Raw genomic sequence first — 19,995 nt, 5'->3', positions numbered from 1 at the left:
TTCCTTTCTATCATATCAGATTTTGCGATTATTTTTTAAAGAATTGCTGCACTTGTTCAAGCAATTCATCTTGCTTCCACTCAAAAGTCTCGCCAGTCTTGCGGTTTTTCACTTCCAAAATTCCTTCGGCAGCTTTTTTTCCGACAGTGATGCGTAGCGGCAAGCCGATCAAATCAGCATCGGCAAATTTAACCCCGGCACGCTCTGTACGGTCGTCAAGAAGCACTTCATAGCGGTTGGATTGAAGCAGTTTATATAAATCCTGTCCAAGTTCACGCTGCGTTTCATCTTTCATATTGACAGGAACGATATGGACTTCATAAGGCGCAATCGCGTCCGGCCATGTGAATCCATTATCATCCTGGAATTGCTCAGCAACAGCGGCCATAACGCGGGAAACGCCGATGCCATAGCAACCCATAATGTAAGGCATCGCTCTGCCTTGGTCATTCAAGAAAGTCGCTTTCATGTCCTCGCTGTATCTTGTTCCGAGTTTGAAGATATGCCCTACTTCGATTCCTTTGGCAAAGCGGATTGTCCCTTCACCGTCAGGAGATGGATCTCCTTCTTGCACAAAACGGAGGTCTGCGTATGCTTCAACTGAAAAATCTTGGCCAGGAGTTACATTGACAAAATGGAATCCTTCTTCATTTGCTCCAGCCACACCGTTTGCAATGGTGTTGATGGCATGGTCTGCAAAGACCCGGATTGAAGGCGGCAAGTTCACCGGCCCGATTGAACCGATATCACAAGCCAGCAGTTCTTTCACTTCTTCCGGAGTCGCAAGTTCCACCATCTTGGCGCCTGTAGCATGCTTGACTTTCACTTCGTTGATGTCATGGTCGCCGCGCGACAAGACAACCACTAGTTCTTCATCTGCCTTGAAAACAAGAGTCTTGATGCACTGGTCAGCAGCAGTTCCTAAGAATTCAGCAACTTGGGCAATGGTCTTGTGGCCAGGGGTTTCAACTTTTTCCATTTCTTTCGGCGTTTCTGATGGTGCCGGATACTCTGTATTGACTGCCGCCATTTCGATATTGGCTGCATAAGGGGATGCATCCGAATAAGCGATGGTATCTTCCCCGATTTCCGACAACACCATGAATTCATGATTGTCTTTTCCGCCAATTGCGCCAGAATCCGCGATAACCGCCCGGAAATTCAAGCCAAGACGAGTGAAAATGTTGGTATAAGCCTGCATCATGTCGTTGTATGTTTCATCCAGGCTTTCCGGAGTTGCGTGGAAAGAATATGCGTCTTTCATCAAAAATTCCCGGCCGCGAAGCAATCCGAAACGCGGGCGTTTTTCATCTCTGAATTTCGATTGGATTTGAAATAAATTAAGCGGCAACTTTTTATAAGACTTGATTTCGTCACGCAACAAGCTTGTGATCACTTCTTCGTGCGTTGCGCCAAGAGCGAACTCGCGTCCATTCCGGTCTTTCAAGCGCATCAATTCATCGCCGTATGAATACCAACGGCCCGTTTCTTGCCATAGCTCCGCTTGCTGCATAGCTGGAAGAAAAACTTCCACGCTGTTTACGGCTTCCATTTCTTCGCGGATAACTGTCTCCACCTTTTGGAGGACACGTTTTCCAAGCGGCAGAAACGAATAAATGCCGCTCGTGTTTTGGCGGATAAATCCGGCCCGCAATAACAGCTGATGCGACTTAACTTCCGCATCGGCCGGCGTTTCTCTTAATGTCGGGATAAAAGTTGCTGATTGTTTCATTCCAAATACACCTCAACTGACTATTATTTTTTATTGCAGAAATGCCATAGTTCCCGCCGGAATATGGCAGGAATTGCAAAGGCGCCATCTTTTCAAGCCCGCAACATTCACGGGCAAAGAGAGGCGCCTAGCTTGCCGGGCTGTGATAGCCACCCGCGCTTTTCTTTTAGAAGAAGAATCGCTGGATATCATTCCAAGTGACTACGATCATCAATAGCATCAGAAGCATGATTCCAACAAAATGGACCATTCCTTCTTTCTGGCGGTCCACTGGCTTCCCGCGGACTGCTTCAAGTATGAAGAACATCAGGCGGCCGCCGTCCAGTGCTGGCAGCGGCAATAGATTCATGATGCCCAAGTTGATGCTGAGCATCCCTGCCCAGCTCATCAGCGTAAAGACGCCGTATTTCGCAACTTCTTCCGTTGTTTTATAGATGCCGACAGGGCCTGACAGTGCATCAATTGTGAATTGGCCTGTAACCAGCATGCCCAGCAATCGGAAGATTTCCTTGAACCAGAAAACGGTCTGTTCCGCCCCATAAACAAATGAGCCAAGGAAATCCTTTTCAAGAGGGCTTCTATAAAGTACACCGATGACCCCTACTTTTTCAGGAGACTCTTCCGAAACTTCCGGTGTAATGGTAAATTCGAGCGGTTCTCCTTCGCGTTCCACTTCGAACGCCAATGGACTTCCAGCATTGACTTGTACTGTATTAACCAGTTCATCCCAAGTGCTGATGGCTTTTCCATCAATTTCCTTGACCAAATCGCCATTTTGCATACCCGCTTCAGATGCCGGGCTGTCTGCGGTCACTTCTGTTACAACAGGTTCGTTTGTTGGAATTCCTTGCATCAAACCAAGAGCCGAGAAGATGAAAAACGCCAGGATGAAGTTGAACAGCGGTCCAGCAAGAATTGTCAAGAACCGGTGGCCGACACTTTTCGAACCAAACTGGCGGTCATATGGAGCCAGAATAGTATCTTTGCCGTTTTCTTCGATGACCGCATCACGCGCAACGCTGATGCGCACAAACTTTTCTTCTTCGTCATATCCCTTGATGTAAAGCTCTTTGTCAAGATCCGCTTCTTCCACTTCCAAAAGCAGAATTTCCGGATACATCGTTTTTTGGTTCATGATCACTTTTTCGGCAAGGCCGTCTTTGTTGAGCAGAATGCCGACCCGATGCCCTGGCTGAATCTGAACGGTATCCAAATCTTCACCGGCCATACGCACGTAACCGCCAATCGGCAATAAACGAAGCGTATAAATCGTCTCGCCCTTGGTGATGCCCAAAATTTTTGGCCCCATTCCTATTGCAAATTCCCGGACAAGAATGCCCGCACGCTTTGCAAAAATGAAATGGCCTAATTCATGAAAAAATACTAAAGCACCGAAAATTATTATAAACGCTATAACTGTTTCCATTCAAACCCATCCTTATAAACCAGTTTTCGGTTTTAATCTTTAGCTATTTTATCATGTTTTCGACAGTTTTTCTTGTTTCAGCATCCACGTGCAATATCGTCTCCAAATCAGGGGAAGAAATCACTGCATGCTTGTCCATTGCCCGTTCAATCAATTCCTCTATCTGCAGAAAGTTGATTTGTTCGCTCAAGAACATAGCAACCGCTTGTTCATTTGCTGCATTCAATACCGTCGTCATAGTGCCCCCTGCTTTTCCTGCTTCAAATGCCAGCTTCAATGCACGGAATCGTTCATAGTCCATTTCCTGGAAATGCAATTTTCCGATTTCCGCCAAGTTCAAGCGCTTCGCCTGTGAACGCGGCAACCGTTCCGGATAGGTAAGGGCATACTGGATCGGAACCCGCATATCCGGCGTTCCTAGCTGCGCCATGACACTCGTATCATGGAATTCCACCATGGAATGGATGATGCTCTCTCTGTGCAAGAGAACCCCTATATCTTTATAATCAAAATCAAATAAAATATGCGCTTCAATCACTTCCAGGCCTTTGTTGACCATTGTAGCTGAATCAATGGTGATTTTTGAACCCATCGACCAGTTTGGATGGTTCAGCGCATCCTGCACTGTAACATTTTGCAGCTCAGCGCGTGTCCGGTCCCGGAAACTGCCGCCGGATGCGGTCAAGATAAGGCGGCTTGCCTGCTCTCTTTTTTCGCCATTCAATGCCTGGAACAATGCTGAATGCTCACTGTCCACCGGCAAAATAGTGGCGCCATACTGTTTGGCGCTGTCCATGACCAGATGCCCTGCGGTGACCAATGTTTCTTTATTGGCGATAGCGATAATCCGGCCAAGTTTGATCGCTTCAAGAGTTGGTTCTAAGCCCACGCTGCCGATTACTGCATTGACCAAAACGTCTGCGTCGTATGTAGCGGCTTCGATCAACCCCTTGCTTCCGCAAACAACAGAAACATCGGGAAACTCCGCTTGCAGCATTTTTGCATCTTCTTCCAGCTGAACACAGACGATTTCCGGCGCAAACTCTTGAAGATATTGTTTTGTGATTTCCATGTTTTTTCCGGCCGAAAAGCCGATCAAAGTGAATTCGCCTTTATGTTCCCGGATAATGTCTGCAGTTTGGACACCGATTGAACCGGTTGCGCCAAGCAAAACAATTTTTTTAGTCATTTAACTGCTTCCTTTCTTAAATAAAGTGCAAAAAATGCAGAAGTGGCATGACAAATAAAATGCTGTCAAAGCGATCCAGAATACCGCCATGCCCCGGCAATAATTTACCGGAATCTTTCACGTTATAATGCCGTTTCAAAGCCGACTCCACCAAATCTCCCAGCTGCCCAAAAACAGAAGCGACAATAGCGACAACTATAATGATCAGCACATTTTTATCCAAGTCGATAAAAAAGTCGAATACCAATGCGATGCCGATCGCCCATATGATGCCACCAAAAAAGCCTTCCACTGTTTTGTTCGGCGATATTTCCGGCCAAAGCTTCCGTTTTCCGAATTTGCGCCCGGTAAAGTAAGCGCCGGAATCCGTAGCCCAAACAATAAGAAAGGCAAAAATCAAAAATGTCGCTTTCACTTCGACCGTTTCAATCAAGTAATAAAAGCCTATCCCAACATAAAGAGAACTCATGATTGCAAATGCCGCATCATCGAACGTAAAGTTGTTTTTTACGATTACCGTATGTATCAAAAGCAGAATTACCGCTAAAAACGCGAATTCCACTTTTATATATCCTGACCATTCAAATATAAAATCTGCCCATTCGTTAGGCAGCATAAAAGCGTAAAGTGCGAGCAAAGGGATTAATCCCGGCAGGCTCCAAATGCTGCGCCCTTTCATTTTCAACAGCTCTTGGAAACCGATTGTCGCTAGGACGTACATTAAAAGGATAAACGGAACACCGCCAATAAGGACGAATGGAATAAAAAGAGCTGCGGCAATAATTCCGGTTATGATTCTTTCTTTCAATTTGCCTCTTCTCCTTTCAACCCTCCATAGCGGCGATTGCGTTTTTTATAATTTTCAATCGCTTCCAGTAAAGAGTCTTCGTTGAAGTCTGGCCATAAGGTTTCTGTAAACCAGAATTCGGTGTACGCCAATTGCCAAAGCATGAAGTTGCTCAGGCGCACTTCGCCGCTCGTCCGGATCAACAAATCGGGTTCCGGCAAGCCTTTTGTCATCAGCCGCTCTGAAATATGATCTTCGGAAATGCTCGCTATGTCCAGGGTTCCAGCAGCCACTTGGGCAGCAATATCTTTAACGGCATCCACTATTTCGGAACGGCTGCCGTAATTCAAAGCGAAGTTCAAGACAAGACCAGTATTGTTCTTGGTCGCCTCTTTCGCTTTTCTAACAGCTTCAAGCGTATGAGAAGGCAAATTGTCGTGATAGCCCATCATTTCCACACGAACGTTTTCTTCGATCAATTCCGGCAAAAAAGTTGATAGAAACTCTTCCGGCAAGCGCATCAAAAAATCCACTTCCATTTTAGGACGCTTCCAGTTCTCAGTTGAAAAAGCGTAGAGTGTCAAGACGCTTACCCCAAGGTCACTGGCTAGCCTTGTGATCCTCCGGACAGTCTTCATTCCTTCGTGATGGCCTGCAATTCTTGGCAGTGAACGTTTTTTTGCCCATCTTCCATTGCCATCCATGATTATTGCGATATGTGCAGGGATTTCTTCACTCGAAACAGAAAGCAGAGGCTCTCTGTTTTCCGACGAGGAATCCGCCATTCGTTTTATTAGTTTATTGAACATATTTAATCCTCCACCTATTACAAATCGGCATGTCTATTGCTTATCATAACAAAAAAAATGATATTGTGCGGCTTTCTTTAACGATACCCATTTTTTTTGGCATGAAAAAGCGTCCTGTAAAACAGGACGCTTCACACTCACTGAAGTTCGTTTTATACTTCCATAATTTCTTTTTCTTTTGCTTTTGCAAGTTCGTCGATTTTCGCGATATTGGAATCCGTCAATTTTTGGACATCATCCGAATAGCTGCGCAGGTCATCAACTGTAATCTCGCTTTTTTTCTCAAGCTTTTTGAACTCATCATTGGCGTCACGGCGAATGTTGCGGATGCCCACTTTCGCTTCTTCCGCTTCCTTTTTCACCTGCTTGACCAAATCTTTGCGGCGTTCTTCTGTCAATGCCGGAACCGCAAGGCGGATTACAGAACCATCGTTCGACGGGCTCAACCCCAAATCAGATTTCAAGATCGCTTTTTCGATATCGCCCAAAACCGACTTGTCATACGGCTGGATCATGATCAACCGTGCTTCAGGAATCGAAATACCCGCTACTTGGTTGACTGGAGTAGGCGCTCCGTAATAATCGATTGTCAACTTATCCAAAATTGCCGGAGTTGCACGCCCTGCGCGAATTGATGAAAGCTCGCGTGAAAAAGCTTGGATTGCATTGGTCATTTTTTGTTCGGTTTCACTCATCACAGATTTCGGCATTATATCGTTCTCCTCACTACAGTCCCGATCTTCTCACCGAGGACAGCACGTTTTATGTTTCCATTTTCCATAATAGAGAATACTACGAGTGGAATGTCGTTGTCCATACATAATGTGGAAGCTGTAGAATCCATAACTTGAAGCCCTTGCTGGATCACTTCAAAATAAGAAAGCTCTTCGTATTTAACCGCAGTCGAATCAGTTTTAGGATCCGCTGAGTAAACACCGTCCACATTGTTTTTCGCCATCAAGATGACATCTGCTTCAATTTCCGCTGCCCGAAGTGCAGCTGTCGTATCTGTTGAAAAATAAGGGTTGCCTGTTCCTGCCGCGAAAATGACAACGCGTTTTTTCTCCAAATGGCGAATCGCTCTTCTCCGAATATACGGTTCAGCAACTTGGCGCATTTCAATAGAAGAAAGCACTCGGCTCTCGACGCCTTGCTTCTCCAATGAATCTTGCAGTGCAAGCGAGTTCATGACGGTTGCCAGCATTCCCATGTAATCAGCAGTGGCACGGTCCATTCCCATTTCTGAACCGATTTTGCCTCTCCAAATATTTCCGCCGCCGACAACTACAGCGACTTCAACGCCAAGTTCGACAACCTCTTTCACTTGGCTGGCTACTGTTTTGATGATTTCTGGAGATAAACCAAACCCTTTTTCTCCCGCCATCGCTTCTCCGCTCAGTTTTAATACAATGCGTTTATATTGTTGAACACTCATCGGTCTCCTCCGTTACACTTTTATTGAAAAATAGGGAACACATTTCAGTGTTCCCCAGGAAAATCATATGAAACTATTAGTTGCCTTTGTTAACTTGGCTCATTACTTCATCAGCAAAGTTATCAACGCGTTTTTCGATTCCTTCTCCAACTTCATAACGAGTGAAACCTTTTACAGTTCCGCCAGTTGATGCTGCGAAGTCACGAACTTTTTGGTCTGAGTTTTTAACGAAAGATTGATCCAATAAGCAAACGTCTTCGAAGAATTTGCCTAGGCGGCCTTCGACCATTTTCGCAACGATGTTTTCTGGTTTGCCTTCGTTCAAAGCCTGCTCAGTCAATACTTTGCGCTCACGGTCTACTTCTTCAGCAGAAACTTCATCACGTGAAACATATTTCGGGTTCAAAGCAGCTACGTGCATCGCGATATCACGTGCAGCATCTGAATCTGCAGAGTTTTCAAGTTCAACTAGAACCGCGATTCTTCCGCCCATGTGCAGGTAAGGACCGAAAGCGTCGTTATCTGTTTTTGTGCGGATTTCAAAACGGCGCAAAGAGATTTTTTCACCGATCTTAGCGATTGCATTTGAGATGTGGTCTGCAACCGTCAAACCGTTCGACATTGTTGAAGCAGTAGCTTCTTCAACTGTAGCTGGTTTTGTTGACAACAAGTGCTCGCCCAATTCTTTTACAAGCGTTTGGAAGCCTTCGTTTTTCGCAACAAAGTCCGTTTCAGCGTTAACTTCGTAAATAACAGCTTCATTGCCTTCAACTAGAACTGCAGTAGTTCCGTCTGCTGCGATGCGGTCTGCTTTTTTAGAAGCGCTTGAAAGACCTTTTTCACGCAAAAAGTCCATAGCCGCTTCGATATCCCCGTTAGTTTCCACTAGCGCTTTTTTGCAATCCATCATACCTGCGCCAGTTTTTTCACGCAATTCTTTTACCATTTGAGCTGTAACTGCCATGATTAAATTCCTCCTTAAGATATCTATAAGTTCTCAAAAAAAGGTGATAAGTGGGGTTGGCCGCTTATCACCTGTAATGCTTGTGAATTACTCAGCAGCTTCAGCTGGAGTTTCTTCGTCTTCTTCCGGTTTTGACTCAAGCAAAGCATCAGCCATTTTGCCAGTCAATAATTTAACCGCACGGATTGCATCATCGTTTGCAGGGATTACATAATCGATTTCATCCGGGTCGCAGTTTGTATCAACGATACCTACGATAGGAATGTTCAATTTCATAGCTTCCGCTACTGCAATGCGTTCTTTGCGTGGGTCAACTACGAACATAACGTCCGGAAGTGAACTCATGTCACGGATACCGCCAAGGAATTTAACAAGGCGTTCGTGTTCTTTTCTTAATTGAACAACTTCTTTCTTCGGAAGAACGTCAAACGTTCCATCTTCTTCCATACGCTCGATTTGCTTCAAACGATTAACGCGTTTTTGGATTGTACCGAAGTTAGTAAGTGTTCCACCCAACCAGCGCTGGTTGATGTAGTAGTTGCCAGAGCGTTCTGCTTCTTCTTTGATCGCATCTTGAGCTTGTTTTTTTGTTCCTACGAACAAAACTTTACCGCCTTCTTCGCCCACTTGCTTCATGAAGTTATAAGCTTCCTCAAGTTTACGGACAGTTTTTTGAAGGTCGATGATGTAGATACCGTTACGTTCTACGAAAATGTATTTTTTCATTTTCGGGTTCCAACGGCGAGTCTGGTGGCCAAAGTGTACACCAGCTTCAAGCAATTGTTTCATTGAAATTACTGACATTTGTGTTTCCTCCTGATAGGTTATTTTTCCTCCGCATTCTTCTTCTCTGAACCGTGACTATTAGATAAGCACCTACGAATCAAATCGAAATGCGTGTGTATTTAACACCATTTGAAATTATAGCACGGCCCATATACATACCGCAACATGTTTCTCTTATAAAAAGGTCTTTATAATATTTCAAATCTTTTTTCTTCGCCTTGTATTACCGCATCGGGTCCTTTCATCGGAACAGTAATGAAGAACTCAAGGAAAGCAAAATAAAAAAAGCGCCGGAAGAAATCCGGCACCCCATGGTTTTGATTAGTTCATTTTCAATTGTTCCAGTTCTGCTAGGAATTTCGTATTCAATACTTTGATGTATGTCCCTTTCATCCCTAGAGAGCGTGATTCGATAACGCCTGCACTTTCAAGTTTGCGAAGTGCATTGACGATCACTGAACGAGTGATGCCGACACGGTCTGCAATTTTTGAAGCAACAAGCAAGCCTTCGTTGCCGTCCAGCTCTTCAAAAATGTGTTCGATCGCTTCTAGCTCACTGTAAGACAAAGATGAAATCGCCATTTGTACGACAGCTTTGCTGCGTGCTTCTTCTTCGATGCGGTCGCCTTTTTCGCGAAGGATCTCCATGCCGACAACTGTTGCGCCGTATTCGCCCAAGATCAAATCATCATCTTGGAATTCTTCGTTCACGCGGCCAAGAAGAAGTGTCCCTAAACGCTCTCCTCCGCCGATGATCGGAACGATTGTAGTCAAACCTTTTTCGAACAGCTCACGTTCTTCCACCGGGAAAATCGTATGCTCGCTGTTTACATCCAAGTTAGCGGATGTTTCAGTGATAGCTGAAAGGTTTTGAGTGTATTCCAAAGGAAATTGGCGTTCTTCCAACATCCCTTTCATCCGATCATTTTCGATTTGCTGGTTGATTGCAAAACCGAGCAATTTCCCTTTGCGGCTTACTACGAATGCGTTGCACTCGATTACTTCGCTCAACGTTTCAGCCATATCTTTAAAGTTAACCGGCTTGCCTGCCGCTGCTTGTAGCATTGAGTTGATGCGTCTTGTTTTTTCCAATAAATTCATTCTAATGAACCTCCTACATATTCACGCCGTGTTTATTCAATATTCTAAAGGTTTTTAATCTTTAATGATACTATTCTGACTCGAATTACAAAATAAATTGTGACAAATCTTTGTTTTTTGCCACATTTTCAAGCTTTTCGTTCACATATTGGGGAGTAATGTCAATTTGTGCCGGTGATATCTCCGATGCTTCGAAAGACAAATCTTCAAGCAGCCGCTCCAATATGGTATGGAGCCGGCGCGCGCCGATATTGTCAGTGTCTTGGTTTACTTCATAAGCAATTTCAGCCAGTCTAGTTATTGCGGCATCAGTAAAGTTTACCATAACACCTTCTGTTTCGAGAAGTGCTTTATATTGATTAATCAAAGAATGTCTCGGCTCAGTCAATATTTTCACGAAATCGCCGACTTCAAGCTTCTGCAATTCCACCCGGATAGGGAACCGGCCTTGCAGCTCAGGGATCAAATCTGACGGCTTTGACATATGGAAAGCGCCAGCAGCTACAAAGAGCATATAGTCCGTTTTCACCGCTCCGTATTTGGTCCCTACTGTAGACCCTTCGACAATCGGCAATATATCCCGCTGAACGCCTTCTCTTGAAACATCCGCAGATGAGGAATTGTTCTTGCTTGCGATTTTGTCCATCTCGTCGATAAAAATGATGCCGTGCTGTTCAGAGCGCTCGATCGCTTCTGAAGCAACTTCTTCATCATCGACTAATTTTGCGGCTTCCTCCGCCGTTAAGATCCGTCGGGCTTCCTTCACTTGAAGGCGCCGCTTTTTCTTTTTCTTAGGCATAAGCGATGAAAGCGCATCTTGCATATTGGCTCCCATCTGTTCCATTCCCGATCCTTGGAGCGCATCAAACATAGACGGCATATTCTCAAGCACTTCGACAGTCACCCATTCATCCTCGAGTTTGCCGGCTTTCAAATCGGCCGCTATTTCCCTGCGTTTCACCCGCACTTCCACTTCCGCAGCCGCATCGTCGTCTTCTTGTTCCATCTTCTGCCCAAAAAGCATTTCCAACGGATTTTGGCTGTTTTGCTTTTTCTTGAGGGAAGGCGCGAGAAGTTTGACGATCCGCTCGTTCGCCGCAGCTTCTGCCTGAGTTTTAACCGCTTCAAACCTTTCTTCCTTGACGATTCTTACCGCCGCTTCCACTAGATCGCGCACCATCGACTCCACATCGCGTCCGACATAGCCCACTTCCGTGAATTTAGTCGCTTCGACCTTGATGAACGGCGCACCGGTGAGCTTCGCAATCCGGCGGGCGATTTCAGTTTTCCCTACACCCGTCGGCCCGATCATCAATATGTTCTTCGGTATCACTTCGTCGCGAAGCTCTTCTTCAAGGCGGCTTCTGCGGTAGCGGTTCCGCAGGGCGATCGCTATGGAGCGTTTCGCGTCTTTTTGGCCTACGATGTACCGGTCAAGATGATCTGTTATTTGTCTGGGAGTTAAATCTGTCTGAGTTTTCATTTAGGCAACTCCTCCAAAACTATTTGATGATTGGTATAAACACAAATGTCGGCCGCTGTTTCAAGCGCCGATTTTGCGATTTGGGCCGCAGTCATATTGTCTCCGGCATATTTTTTCAGTGCTCGCCCGGCTGCCAGCGCATAATTGCCGCCAGAGCCGATTGCCAGGATGCCATCGTCCGGCTCGATCACTTCTCCTGTGCCGGAAACAAGCAGCAGCTCATCTTTGTTCATGACGATGAGCATGGCTTCCAGTTGGCGGAGCATTTTATCTCCGCGCCATTGTTTTGCCAGTTCCACCGCAGCCCGCTGAAGATTGCCGTTATATTCGGTCAGTTTGCCTTCAAACATTTCGAAAAGCGTAAATGCGTCTGCGACTGAACCTGCAAATCCGGTCAATACTTGCCCGTTGAACAATTTCCGGACCTTTCTCGCAGTGTGCTTCATGACGACAGCATTGCCGAACGTCACTTGCCCGTCCCCCGCCATGGCGCATTCGCCATTATGTTGTACAGCGAATATCGTGGTTGCATGAAACTCGTGCATAAAAAATCCCCCTTTCTAAGCCCTTGGATGCGAATTCAAATACGTTTTTTTCAAGTGTTCTTTCGTTACATGCGTATATACTTGTGTCGAGCTTAAGTGCGAGTGCCCCAGCAACTCCTGCACTGTCCTCATATCCGCTCCATTGTTCAGCAGATGTGTGGCGAACGTATGCCTGATCATATGCGGATAGATGACGGAATTGACGGAAGCTTTTTTCATGCATTCGTTCAATATATGCCGAATGCCTCTATCCGTAAGCATTTCCCCGCGGTTATTCACGAATAAACTTTCATGCGTTTGATTTTTCATCAATTTGGGACGTGCTTCTTCAATATAATGTTCCAGTGCGTCATGGGCAAACTGGCCGTATGGTATGTAGCGCTCTTTCCGGCCTTTCCCCATCACCTTGACGATTTGTATGCGGCGGTCCAAGTCCTGCATCCGGATGTTGACGCATTCGCTCACCCGCATGCCGGTTGCATATAAAAGTTCCAGCAACGCCGTGTTCCGGATAGAGAGTTTATCTTCACCTTGCGCCGACTTGAAAAGCGCTTCTAGTTCTTCTTCGTAAAAAAACTGCGGAAGCCGTTCTTCCTTCTTAGGATGGTACAGCGATCGGAAAGCAGCTTCGCTCAATCCGAATTCGCGGCTTCCATACCGGAAGAAAGAACGGATTGCAGAGATCTTCCTCGATATAGTCGTTCTGGATAGCTTCGCATCATATAGCTTCGTCACATAATTCCTGGCATGGAGGTATTCAACTTCGCCCAAACTTTGAATGCCTTCTTCCTCTAAAAAAAGAAAAAAACCCGCCAGATCCTGTTCGTAATGGTGGACCGTGTGTTCGGAATAGTTTTTCTCGAGTTGAATGTATGTCATAAAAGATTGAAGCATTTCTTCTTTCCCCATAACAAGGCCACCTTTCTAACACATACAAAAGCCTCTAAATTATAACAACATTTAGAGGCTTTTATCAATCAAACAGTCACTGTATTCATATAATTTCGAATTGCGTCCAATGCACGTTCAGCATGCTTTTCTGCACGTTCCTGCTTGGATTTGATGCGTTCCCCTAAATCCGGGAACAAGCCGAAATTGACGTTCATCGGCTGGAAATTCTTGCTGTCGGCTTCTGTGATATAGCGGGCCATGCTGCCAAGCGCCGTTTCCGCCGGCATGACGATCTGTTCTTCGCCAAGCGCCAGTTTCGCCGCATTGATGCCGGCTAAGAGTCCGCTTCCTGCAGATTCCACATAACCTTCAACACCAGTCATCTGGCCGGCGAAGAAAATGTTCGAGTTGGCTTTTAGCTGATATGTCGGTTTCAATACACGCGGTGAGTTGATGAATGTGTTGCGGTGCATAACGCCGTAACGGACAATCTCAACGTTCTCAAGGCCAGGAATCAGCTTGAGCACTTCTTTTTGCGGCCCCCATTTAAGATGCGTCTGGAAGCCGACGATGTTATAGAGCGTACCCGCTGCGTCATCCTGACGAAGCTGGACGACCGCGTATGGCCGCTTGCCTGTTTTCGGGTCTTCCAATCCGACCGGTTTCATCGGACCGAACGTCAACGTTTTTTCACCCCGTGCAGCCATGACTTCGATCGGCATACAGCCTTCAAAGTAAATCTCTTTTTCGAATTCTTTCAATGGCACAACTTCCGCTTCAACGAGCGCCGTATGGAACCGTTTGAATTCCTCTTCTGTCATCGGACAATTCAAATAAGCTGCTTCGCCTTTGTCGTAGCGGGATTTCAAATAGACTTTGTCCATGTCGATGCTGTCTTTTTCCACAATCGGTGCAGCGGCATCGTAAAAATACAGATATTCCTCGCCGGTCAGCTCACGCACTTTCTCTGCAAGCGCCGGAGAAGTTAACGGTCCAGTAGCAATGATCGTGATGCCTTCCGGAATTTCCGTCACTTCTTCGTTAATCACTTCCACAAGCGGATGATTGCGCACTTTATCGGTCACTGCCTGTGAAAATTCGTGGCGGTCCACCGCCAATGCTCCGCCTGCCGGAACAGAAGCTTTGTCAGCCGCTTCAATGATAACCGAGTCCAAATGGCGCATTTCTTCTTTTATTACCCCTACTGCGTTTGTCAGTGAATTGGCTCGAAGCGAATTGCTGCAGACCAGCTCGGCAAACTTATCGGTATGGTGAGCTGGCGTCTGTTTGACCGGGCGCATTTCGTAAAGGCGAACTTTTACTCCCCGTTTAGCAATTTGCCATGCCGCTTCACTTCCGGCAAGGCCGGCTCCAATTACATTTACAATTTTATCCATCTTTTAACACCTCTATAAATTATTGAACTTCTTCTTCGTAATCACAATTCACACAGTTGATTTGAACGCCTTTTTTGACTTTCTTCTCAACAAGCAGCTGGCTGCATTTTGGACATGGCCGTTCGATCGGTTTATCCCACGAAACGAACTCGCATTCCGGATAACGTTCACATCCATAAAAAAGCCGCTTTTTCTTGCTTTTACGTTCGACGATCTCGCCTTCTTTACAAGTCGGGCAAGTCACGCCGATATGCTTGACGATCGCTTTCGTATTTCGGCAATCCGGAAAATTGCTGCAAGCCATGAACTTGCCGTAACGCCCCAGCTTGAATACCATAGGAGATCCGCAATGCTCGCAGTCTTCCCCAGCTGGTTCGTCTTTGATCTGGACTTTCTCCATTTCACTTTCAGCTACTTCAAGATCTTTTTCAAACTCCTGGAAGAACGCATCAATGATGGCCCTCCAGTCGATTTCCCCTTCTTCGATACTGTCAAGGTCATGCTCCATTTTTGCGGTAAACTCAATATTCAATATATCCGGGAAAAACTCCAGCACCAGCTGGTGGACAATTTCGCCAAGCTCTGTCGGTATAAAGCGCTTTGCATCCAGGGTCACATAGCCGCGTTTCTGGATTGTATCAAGCGTAGGCGCGTATGTTGAAGGACGCCCTATGCCCAATTCTTCCAGTGTCCGGACCAGCCTCGCTTCCGTATAACGCGGAGGCGGTTGGGTGAAATGCTGTTTCGGCACTATATCCACGGCTTCAACAGAATCACCTTCATTCATCTCGGGCAAAATATTGTCTTTTTCATCTGTTTGGTCGTCTGTTCCTTCCACGTAAAGCTTCATGAAACCAGGAAACTTTACTTGGGAGCCGTTCGCCCGGAAAACAGCTTCGCCGCTTTGCAGTTCGGCCATTACCGTGTCCATGACAGCCGGAGCCATTTGGCTGGCGACAAACCGTTCCCAGATCAATTTGTATAATCGATACAAATCACGCGATAAAATCTCTTTGACAGATTCCGGTGTGCGGTAAACGCTTGTTGGGCGGACTGCCTCGTGCGCATCCTGTGAAGAAGACGCCTGTTTCCCGGCCGCAGCTTTTGTTGCATACTCTTCACCATACTGGCCCAAAATGAATTCGAGTGCATCTTTTTTTGCGGTTTCCGATATACGTGTGGAATCGGTACGCATGTACGTGATCAATCCTGTAATGCCTTCTTTTCCGACCGAAATTCCTTCGTATAGCTGCTGCGCTAGCATCATCGTCTTTTTAGCACGGAAATTTAGTTTGCGGGCTGCTTCCTGTTGAAGGGATGAGGTTGTAAAAGAAGGGGAAGGATTTCTCTTTCTTTCTTTTTTCACCACGCGGTTCACTGTGAAGTCTTTGCCGTTCATTGATGACAACACGGCTTTAACGTCTGCTTCATTGGATAACTTTGTTTTTTCCTCTGAACTGCCATAGAATTGCGCTTCAAATTTCTTTTTCGCTTTTTCGAACTGTCCTGTGATTGACCAGTATTCTTCAGGCTCGAAGTTTTTGATTTCGTTTTCCCGGTCGATAATCAGGCGGAGCGCCACAGATTGCACGCGTCCTGCAGACAATCCTTTTTTAACTTTTTTCCATAACAGCGGACTGATGCTGTAGCCGACCAATCGGTCGAGTATCCGGCGCGCTTGTTGGGCATCCACTAGATCCATATCGATTTGGCGTGGATGTTTGAAAGATTCTTTGATCGCATCTTTCGTGATTTCGTTGAAGACAACACGGCAATCCGATTCCTGATCGATTCCCAGCGCTGTAGCCAAGTGCCATGCAATTGCTTCCCCTTCTCTGTCAGGGTCAGCCGCGAGAAAGACTTTTTTCGCCTTTTTCGCTTCTTTCTTCAAATCCTGCAAAATGGGGCCTTTTCCTCTGATTGTTATATATCGAGGTTCATAATTGTTCTCAACATCTACAGCCATTTGGCTTCGTGGAAGATCGCGAAGATGCCCGAGAGATGCACGGACTTTATATTTCTTGCCCAAATACCGCTCAATTGTCTTCGCCTTTGCTGGCGATTCAACAATAACTAAAAAATCCGACATGAATATTCCTCCTCATAGAGGTTTCTTAAAACTATAGACTAAATAAGAATTACCTGTGCAAAATGTATAACAGTTTTTCCCTTAATGCAAGGCTTTTAGTTTTAAGAGCTATTTTCCTGAAACCTTTTCCCGGTATTCTTCGAGCACTTGCCACCCGTTCCAGACAGGTTTTTCGCCTTCTGCAATCAGCTTATGCGGACCTTCTGACAGGGGAGAGAAAATATTTCCCGGCACTGCAAAAATATCTTTTCCATGCTCCATCGCATGGTCGACCGTGCTCCATGTACCACTCTTTGTTTGCGCTTCGGTCACTACAATCCCTCGGCATAAGCCGCTGATAATCCGGTTCCGCATCGGGAAATTCCACTTTTTCGGTTTCATATAAGGCGGATATTCGGTAATAATCAAATGATTTTCTTCTATTATATGGTGCAATTTCACGTTCTCTTTTGGATACGGATGCAAGAAGCCGCTGCCTGTTACAGCAATCGTCGACCCGCCTAAATTAATGGCAGTTTCATGCGCCATAGCATCCGCCCCTTTCGCCAACCCGCTTACGATAATGAAATTGTCATCAACAAGAGGCGGGATGATAAGCCCCATTGCATTCCGGGAATAGCTTGACGCTTTTCGGGAGCCGATGACCGCGATGCGATTCTGGTTTTGGAGTAGAGAAAGCTGCCCTTTTGCATAAAGGACGGCTGGCGGGTCAACCAGTTCCAGCAGGCTTTCGGGGTATAGAGGGTGAAGATAAGGTATGGGGGTTATCTTATATTTCTCATAGACGTTTGAAAAAGGGATGTTCAATGATTCCGTATAGGCTGTTTTCAACCGAGATGCAGAAGCCGGGGATATTGATAATTTTTTCGAAAGCTGCAGTACAGTCTGGTTATGCAGTCTTTCGAGCTGCAAGTCCTCTTTCAAAAGCGAATTCAGTTTGTCCAATGGCTTCGGGTAAACGTAGTGCAAAGCAAGCAGGCGGTGAAAAAAATCATTTTTCATTCGTTTCCTCCATTCCGTTATAGCAAGCTGCCGACAGCGGGCGCTCATATGCTTATATTAATCCGGCTTACAAGAATTGTAAACAGTACTCTTCCTTTTTGTTAGAAAGCCATCCTCGAACACTTTCATAAAAAAGAAAAACCCCGAATTGCCGGTACTTCAGCAATTCAGGGTTTGTTTTAGATATTAATGTGTTTTACAAGCGTCGTAAAGGCCTTTTTCTTTGATGACTTTGATCAAAGTTTCGCCGATAACGGATGGAGTGTCTGCCACTTCGATACCCGCTTCGTTCATCGCTTTGATCTTGTCTGCAGCTGTCCCTTTACCGCCAGAAATGATCGCACCGGCATGGCCCATACGTTTTCCTTCTGGAGCTGTTTGGCCGCCGATAAAGCCTACTACAGGCTTCGTCATGTTGGCTTTGACCCACGCAGCAGCTTCTTCTTCAGCTGTTCCGCCGATTTCACCGATCATAACCACAGCATACGTATCTTCGTCTTCGTTGAATTCTTTCAACACATCGATAAAGTTCGTGCCGTTGACTGGATCCCCGCCGATACCTACCGCTGTAGATTGGCCGATTCCTTCTTCAGACAATTGGTGAGTCGCTTCGTACGTTAATGTACCAGAGCGGGAAACAACGCCGACGTGTCCTTTTTTGTGGATGTATCCAGGCATGATGCCGATTTTGCATTCATCAGGCGTAATGACACCTGGGCAGTTCGGTCCAACTAAACGCGTTTTCTTGCCTTCCATGTAACGTTTCACTTTAACCATATCCAAAACTGGAATGTGTTCGGTGATACAGATTGCCATGTCAAGTTCAGCCTCAACAGCTTCAAGGATTGCGTCAGCGGCAAATGGAGCCGGTACATAAATTACAGAAACGTTTGCTCCTGTTGCTTTAACAGCATCTTCAACTGTGTTGAAGACAGGTACACCTTCAACTTCAGTGCCGCCTTTGCCCGGAGTTACCCCAGCAACGATTTTTGTTCCGTACTCAAGCATCTGCTTCGTGTGGAAAAGGGCAGTTGACCCTGTAATTCCCTGTACAAGCACTTTCGTGTCTTTATTAATATATACGCTCATTTTTGTCCCTGCCCTTCTTAGCCTACAAGTTCTACGATCTTTTTAGCGCCCTCTGCCATAGTGCCGGCAGCGACAATATCAAGACCTGATTCGTTCAGCAGTTTTTTGCCAAGTTCTACGTTTGTTCCTTCAAGACGAACCACTAAAGGCACGCTCAAGCTAACTTCTTTAGCTGCTTGGATAACGCCTTCTGCAATGATATCGCACTTCATGATACCGCCGAAAATGTTAACGAAGATTCCTTTTACATTCTGATCAGAAAGAATGATTTTGAAAGCTTCGGTTACTTTCTCAGCAGTGGCACCGCCCCCAACGTCAAGGAAGTTAGCGGGTGATCCGCCGTAGTAGTTGATCGTATCCATTGTTGCCATAGCAAGGCCGGCGCCGTTAACCATACAGCCGATGTTCCCATCCAAAGAAATGTAGCTCAAGTCATACTTGGAAGCTTCAATTTCTTTCGCATCTTCTTCATCGTAGTCGCGCATCTCCATTACATTCGGATGACGGTATAAAGAGTTTGCATCAAAATTGAATTTTGCATCCAACGCTACAACTTGTCCGTCTCCAGTAACAACTAGAGGATTGATTTCTACGATTGCTGCGTCAGTATCCACATATGCCTGATACAAGCCAAGCATTAGTTTTGCAGCTTTGTTTACCAGTTTTGCTGGGATGTTTATGTTGAATGCCATGCGGCGTGCTTGGAAACCAGTCAAACCGATAACCGGATCAATTTCTTCATAGAAAAGGCGTTCCGGGTTATTAGCTGCTACTTCCTCGATGTCCATTCCGCCTTCTTCTGAACCCATAAGAGTTACGCGTGAAGTTTCGCGGTCAAGAACCAATCCAAGGTAGTATTCCTTTTGGATGTCGCTTCCTGCTTCGATGTACAAACGTTTAACTTCTTTGCCTTCAGGACCAGTCTGGTGCGTAACGAGCACTTTGCCTAAAAGCTCTTTTGAATATGTACGCACTTCGTCCAAATTTTTAGCAAGCTTGACTCCGCCTGCTTTTCCTCGGCCACCTGCGTGGATTTGGGCTTTCACCACAACAACATCTGTACCAAGTTCTTTAGCCGCTTTAACAGCTTCTTCCGGAGAAAAAGCAACATGGCCTTCAGGAACTGCTACTCCATATTGTTTAAGGATCTGTTTCCCTTGATATTCATGGATATTCATCTGTCATCCTCCAATCAAACATCTGTATCGTAATTTTATTGCCTCTACCATTGTATTAAAGTTGTCTTTAAATGTCCACAGTTGTTGAGTAT

General features: G+C 45.8%; 18 protein-coding genes. All 18 read right to left on the bottom strand.

Annotation, left to right across the window (positions count from 1 at the left end):
* Nucleotides 1-28: 28 nt before the first annotated feature.
* The 18 genes from FQV30_RS06750 to sucC all read right to left on the bottom strand — a co-directional run bounded on the left by FQV30_RS06750 (nt 29) and on the right by sucC (nt 19,903).
* Nucleotides 29-1,732 carry a proline--tRNA ligase gene (locus FQV30_RS06750; RefSeq protein WP_146499329.1) on the bottom strand — a complete coding sequence of 568 codons (1,704 nt, stop codon included), beginning with the start codon at nt 1,730-1,732 and terminating at the stop codon, nt 29-31.
* 166 nt (nt 1,733-1,898) lie between these two features.
* Nucleotides 1,899-3,158 carry an RIP metalloprotease RseP gene (gene rseP / locus FQV30_RS06745; RefSeq protein WP_146499328.1) on the bottom strand — a complete coding sequence of 420 codons (1,260 nt, stop codon included), beginning with the start codon at nt 3,156-3,158 and terminating at the stop codon, nt 1,899-1,901.
* Between the two features lie 43 nt (nt 3,159-3,201).
* Complete coding sequence (gene dxr, locus FQV30_RS06740) at nt 3,202-4,347, bottom strand: 1-deoxy-D-xylulose-5-phosphate reductoisomerase (protein WP_146499327.1); 1,146 nt, start codon at nt 4,345-4,347, stop codon at nt 3,202-3,204.
* A 16-nt stretch (nt 4,348-4,363) separates the two neighbouring features.
* Nucleotides 4,364-5,155 (bottom strand): phosphatidate cytidylyltransferase, encoded by a 792-nt coding sequence (locus tag FQV30_RS06735; protein ID WP_146499326.1) that lies wholly within the window; start codon nt 5,153-5,155, stop codon nt 4,364-4,366.
* Nucleotides 5,152-5,943: an undecaprenyl pyrophosphate synthase gene (locus FQV30_RS06730; protein ID WP_146499325.1), complete on the bottom strand. Its 792-nt coding sequence runs from the start codon at nt 5,941-5,943 to the stop codon at nt 5,152-5,154. The genes FQV30_RS06735 and FQV30_RS06730 overlap by 4 nt, the downstream gene beginning before the upstream one ends.
* A 152-nt stretch (nt 5,944-6,095) precedes the next feature.
* Nucleotides 6,096-6,653 carry a ribosome recycling factor gene (frr, locus tag FQV30_RS06725; RefSeq protein ID WP_146499324.1) on the bottom strand — a complete coding sequence of 186 codons (558 nt, stop codon included), beginning with the start codon at nt 6,651-6,653 and terminating at the stop codon, nt 6,096-6,098.
* A complete protein-coding gene (gene pyrH, locus FQV30_RS06720) occupies nt 6,653-7,378 on the bottom strand; it encodes a UMP kinase (RefSeq protein ID WP_146499323.1) in 726 nt (241 codons plus the stop codon). Before pyrH ends, frr begins: the two co-directional genes overlap by 1 nt.
* 76 nt (nt 7,379-7,454) lie before the next feature.
* Entirely contained in the window at nt 7,455-8,342 is an 888-nt protein-coding gene (gene tsf, locus FQV30_RS06715; protein ID WP_146499322.1) for a translation elongation factor Ts, read from the bottom strand.
* Nucleotides 8,343-8,429: 87 nt separating this feature from the next.
* Nucleotides 8,430-9,146 (bottom strand): 30S ribosomal protein S2, encoded by a 717-nt coding sequence (gene rpsB, locus FQV30_RS06710; protein ID WP_146499321.1) that lies wholly within the window; start codon nt 9,144-9,146, stop codon nt 8,430-8,432.
* Between the two features lie 303 nt (nt 9,147-9,449).
* Nucleotides 9,450-10,229 carry a GTP-sensing pleiotropic transcriptional regulator CodY gene (codY, locus tag FQV30_RS06705; RefSeq protein ID WP_146499320.1) on the bottom strand — a complete coding sequence of 260 codons (780 nt, stop codon included), beginning with the start codon at nt 10,227-10,229 and terminating at the stop codon, nt 9,450-9,452.
* Nucleotides 10,230-10,314: 85 nt separating this feature from the next.
* A complete protein-coding gene (hslU, locus tag FQV30_RS06700) occupies nt 10,315-11,712 on the bottom strand; it encodes an ATP-dependent protease ATPase subunit HslU (RefSeq protein ID WP_146499319.1) in 1,398 nt (465 codons plus the stop codon).
* A complete protein-coding gene (gene hslV / locus FQV30_RS06695; RefSeq protein WP_146499318.1) occupies nt 11,709-12,257 on the bottom strand; it encodes an ATP-dependent protease subunit HslV in 549 nt (182 codons plus the stop codon). The genes hslU and hslV overlap by 4 nt, the downstream gene beginning before the upstream one ends.
* Nucleotides 12,258-12,272: 15 nt before the next feature.
* Nucleotides 12,273-13,166 carry a tyrosine recombinase XerC gene (gene xerC, locus FQV30_RS06690; protein ID WP_146499317.1) on the bottom strand — a complete coding sequence of 298 codons (894 nt, stop codon included), beginning with the start codon at nt 13,164-13,166 and terminating at the stop codon, nt 12,273-12,275.
* Nucleotides 13,167-13,234: 68 nt separating this feature from the next.
* A complete protein-coding gene (trmFO, locus tag FQV30_RS06685) occupies nt 13,235-14,545 on the bottom strand; it encodes an FADH(2)-oxidizing methylenetetrahydrofolate--tRNA-(uracil(54)-C(5))-methyltransferase TrmFO (protein WP_146499316.1) in 1,311 nt (436 codons plus the stop codon).
* Nucleotides 14,546-14,564: 19 nt separating this feature from the next.
* On the bottom strand, nt 14,565-16,634 hold the full coding sequence (gene topA / locus FQV30_RS06680) for a type I DNA topoisomerase (RefSeq protein ID WP_146499315.1): 2,070 nt from the start codon (nt 16,632-16,634) through the stop codon (nt 14,565-14,567).
* Between the two features lie 108 nt (nt 16,635-16,742).
* Nucleotides 16,743-17,636 (bottom strand): DNA-processing protein DprA, encoded by an 894-nt coding sequence (dprA, locus tag FQV30_RS06675; protein ID WP_146499314.1) that lies wholly within the window; start codon nt 17,634-17,636, stop codon nt 16,743-16,745.
* 186 nt (nt 17,637-17,822) lie between these two features.
* The gene (sucD, locus tag FQV30_RS06670; protein ID WP_146499313.1) at nt 17,823-18,725 is read right to left on the bottom strand and encodes a succinate--CoA ligase subunit alpha; all 903 of its coding nucleotides are present in this window, start codon (nt 18,723-18,725) and stop codon (nt 17,823-17,825) included.
* 17 nt (nt 18,726-18,742) lie between these two features.
* Nucleotides 18,743-19,903 carry an ADP-forming succinate--CoA ligase subunit beta gene (gene sucC, locus FQV30_RS06665; protein ID WP_146499312.1) on the bottom strand — a complete coding sequence of 387 codons (1,161 nt, stop codon included), beginning with the start codon at nt 19,901-19,903 and terminating at the stop codon, nt 18,743-18,745.
* Nucleotides 19,904-19,995 lie beyond the last annotated feature (92 nt).

The organism is Planomicrobium sp. CPCC 101110, assembly GCF_007859395.1.
Taxonomy (GTDB): Bacteria; Bacillota; Bacilli; order Bacillales_A; family Planococcaceae; genus Planococcus.
This window is presented reverse-complemented; position numbering and strand designations above follow the sequence as displayed.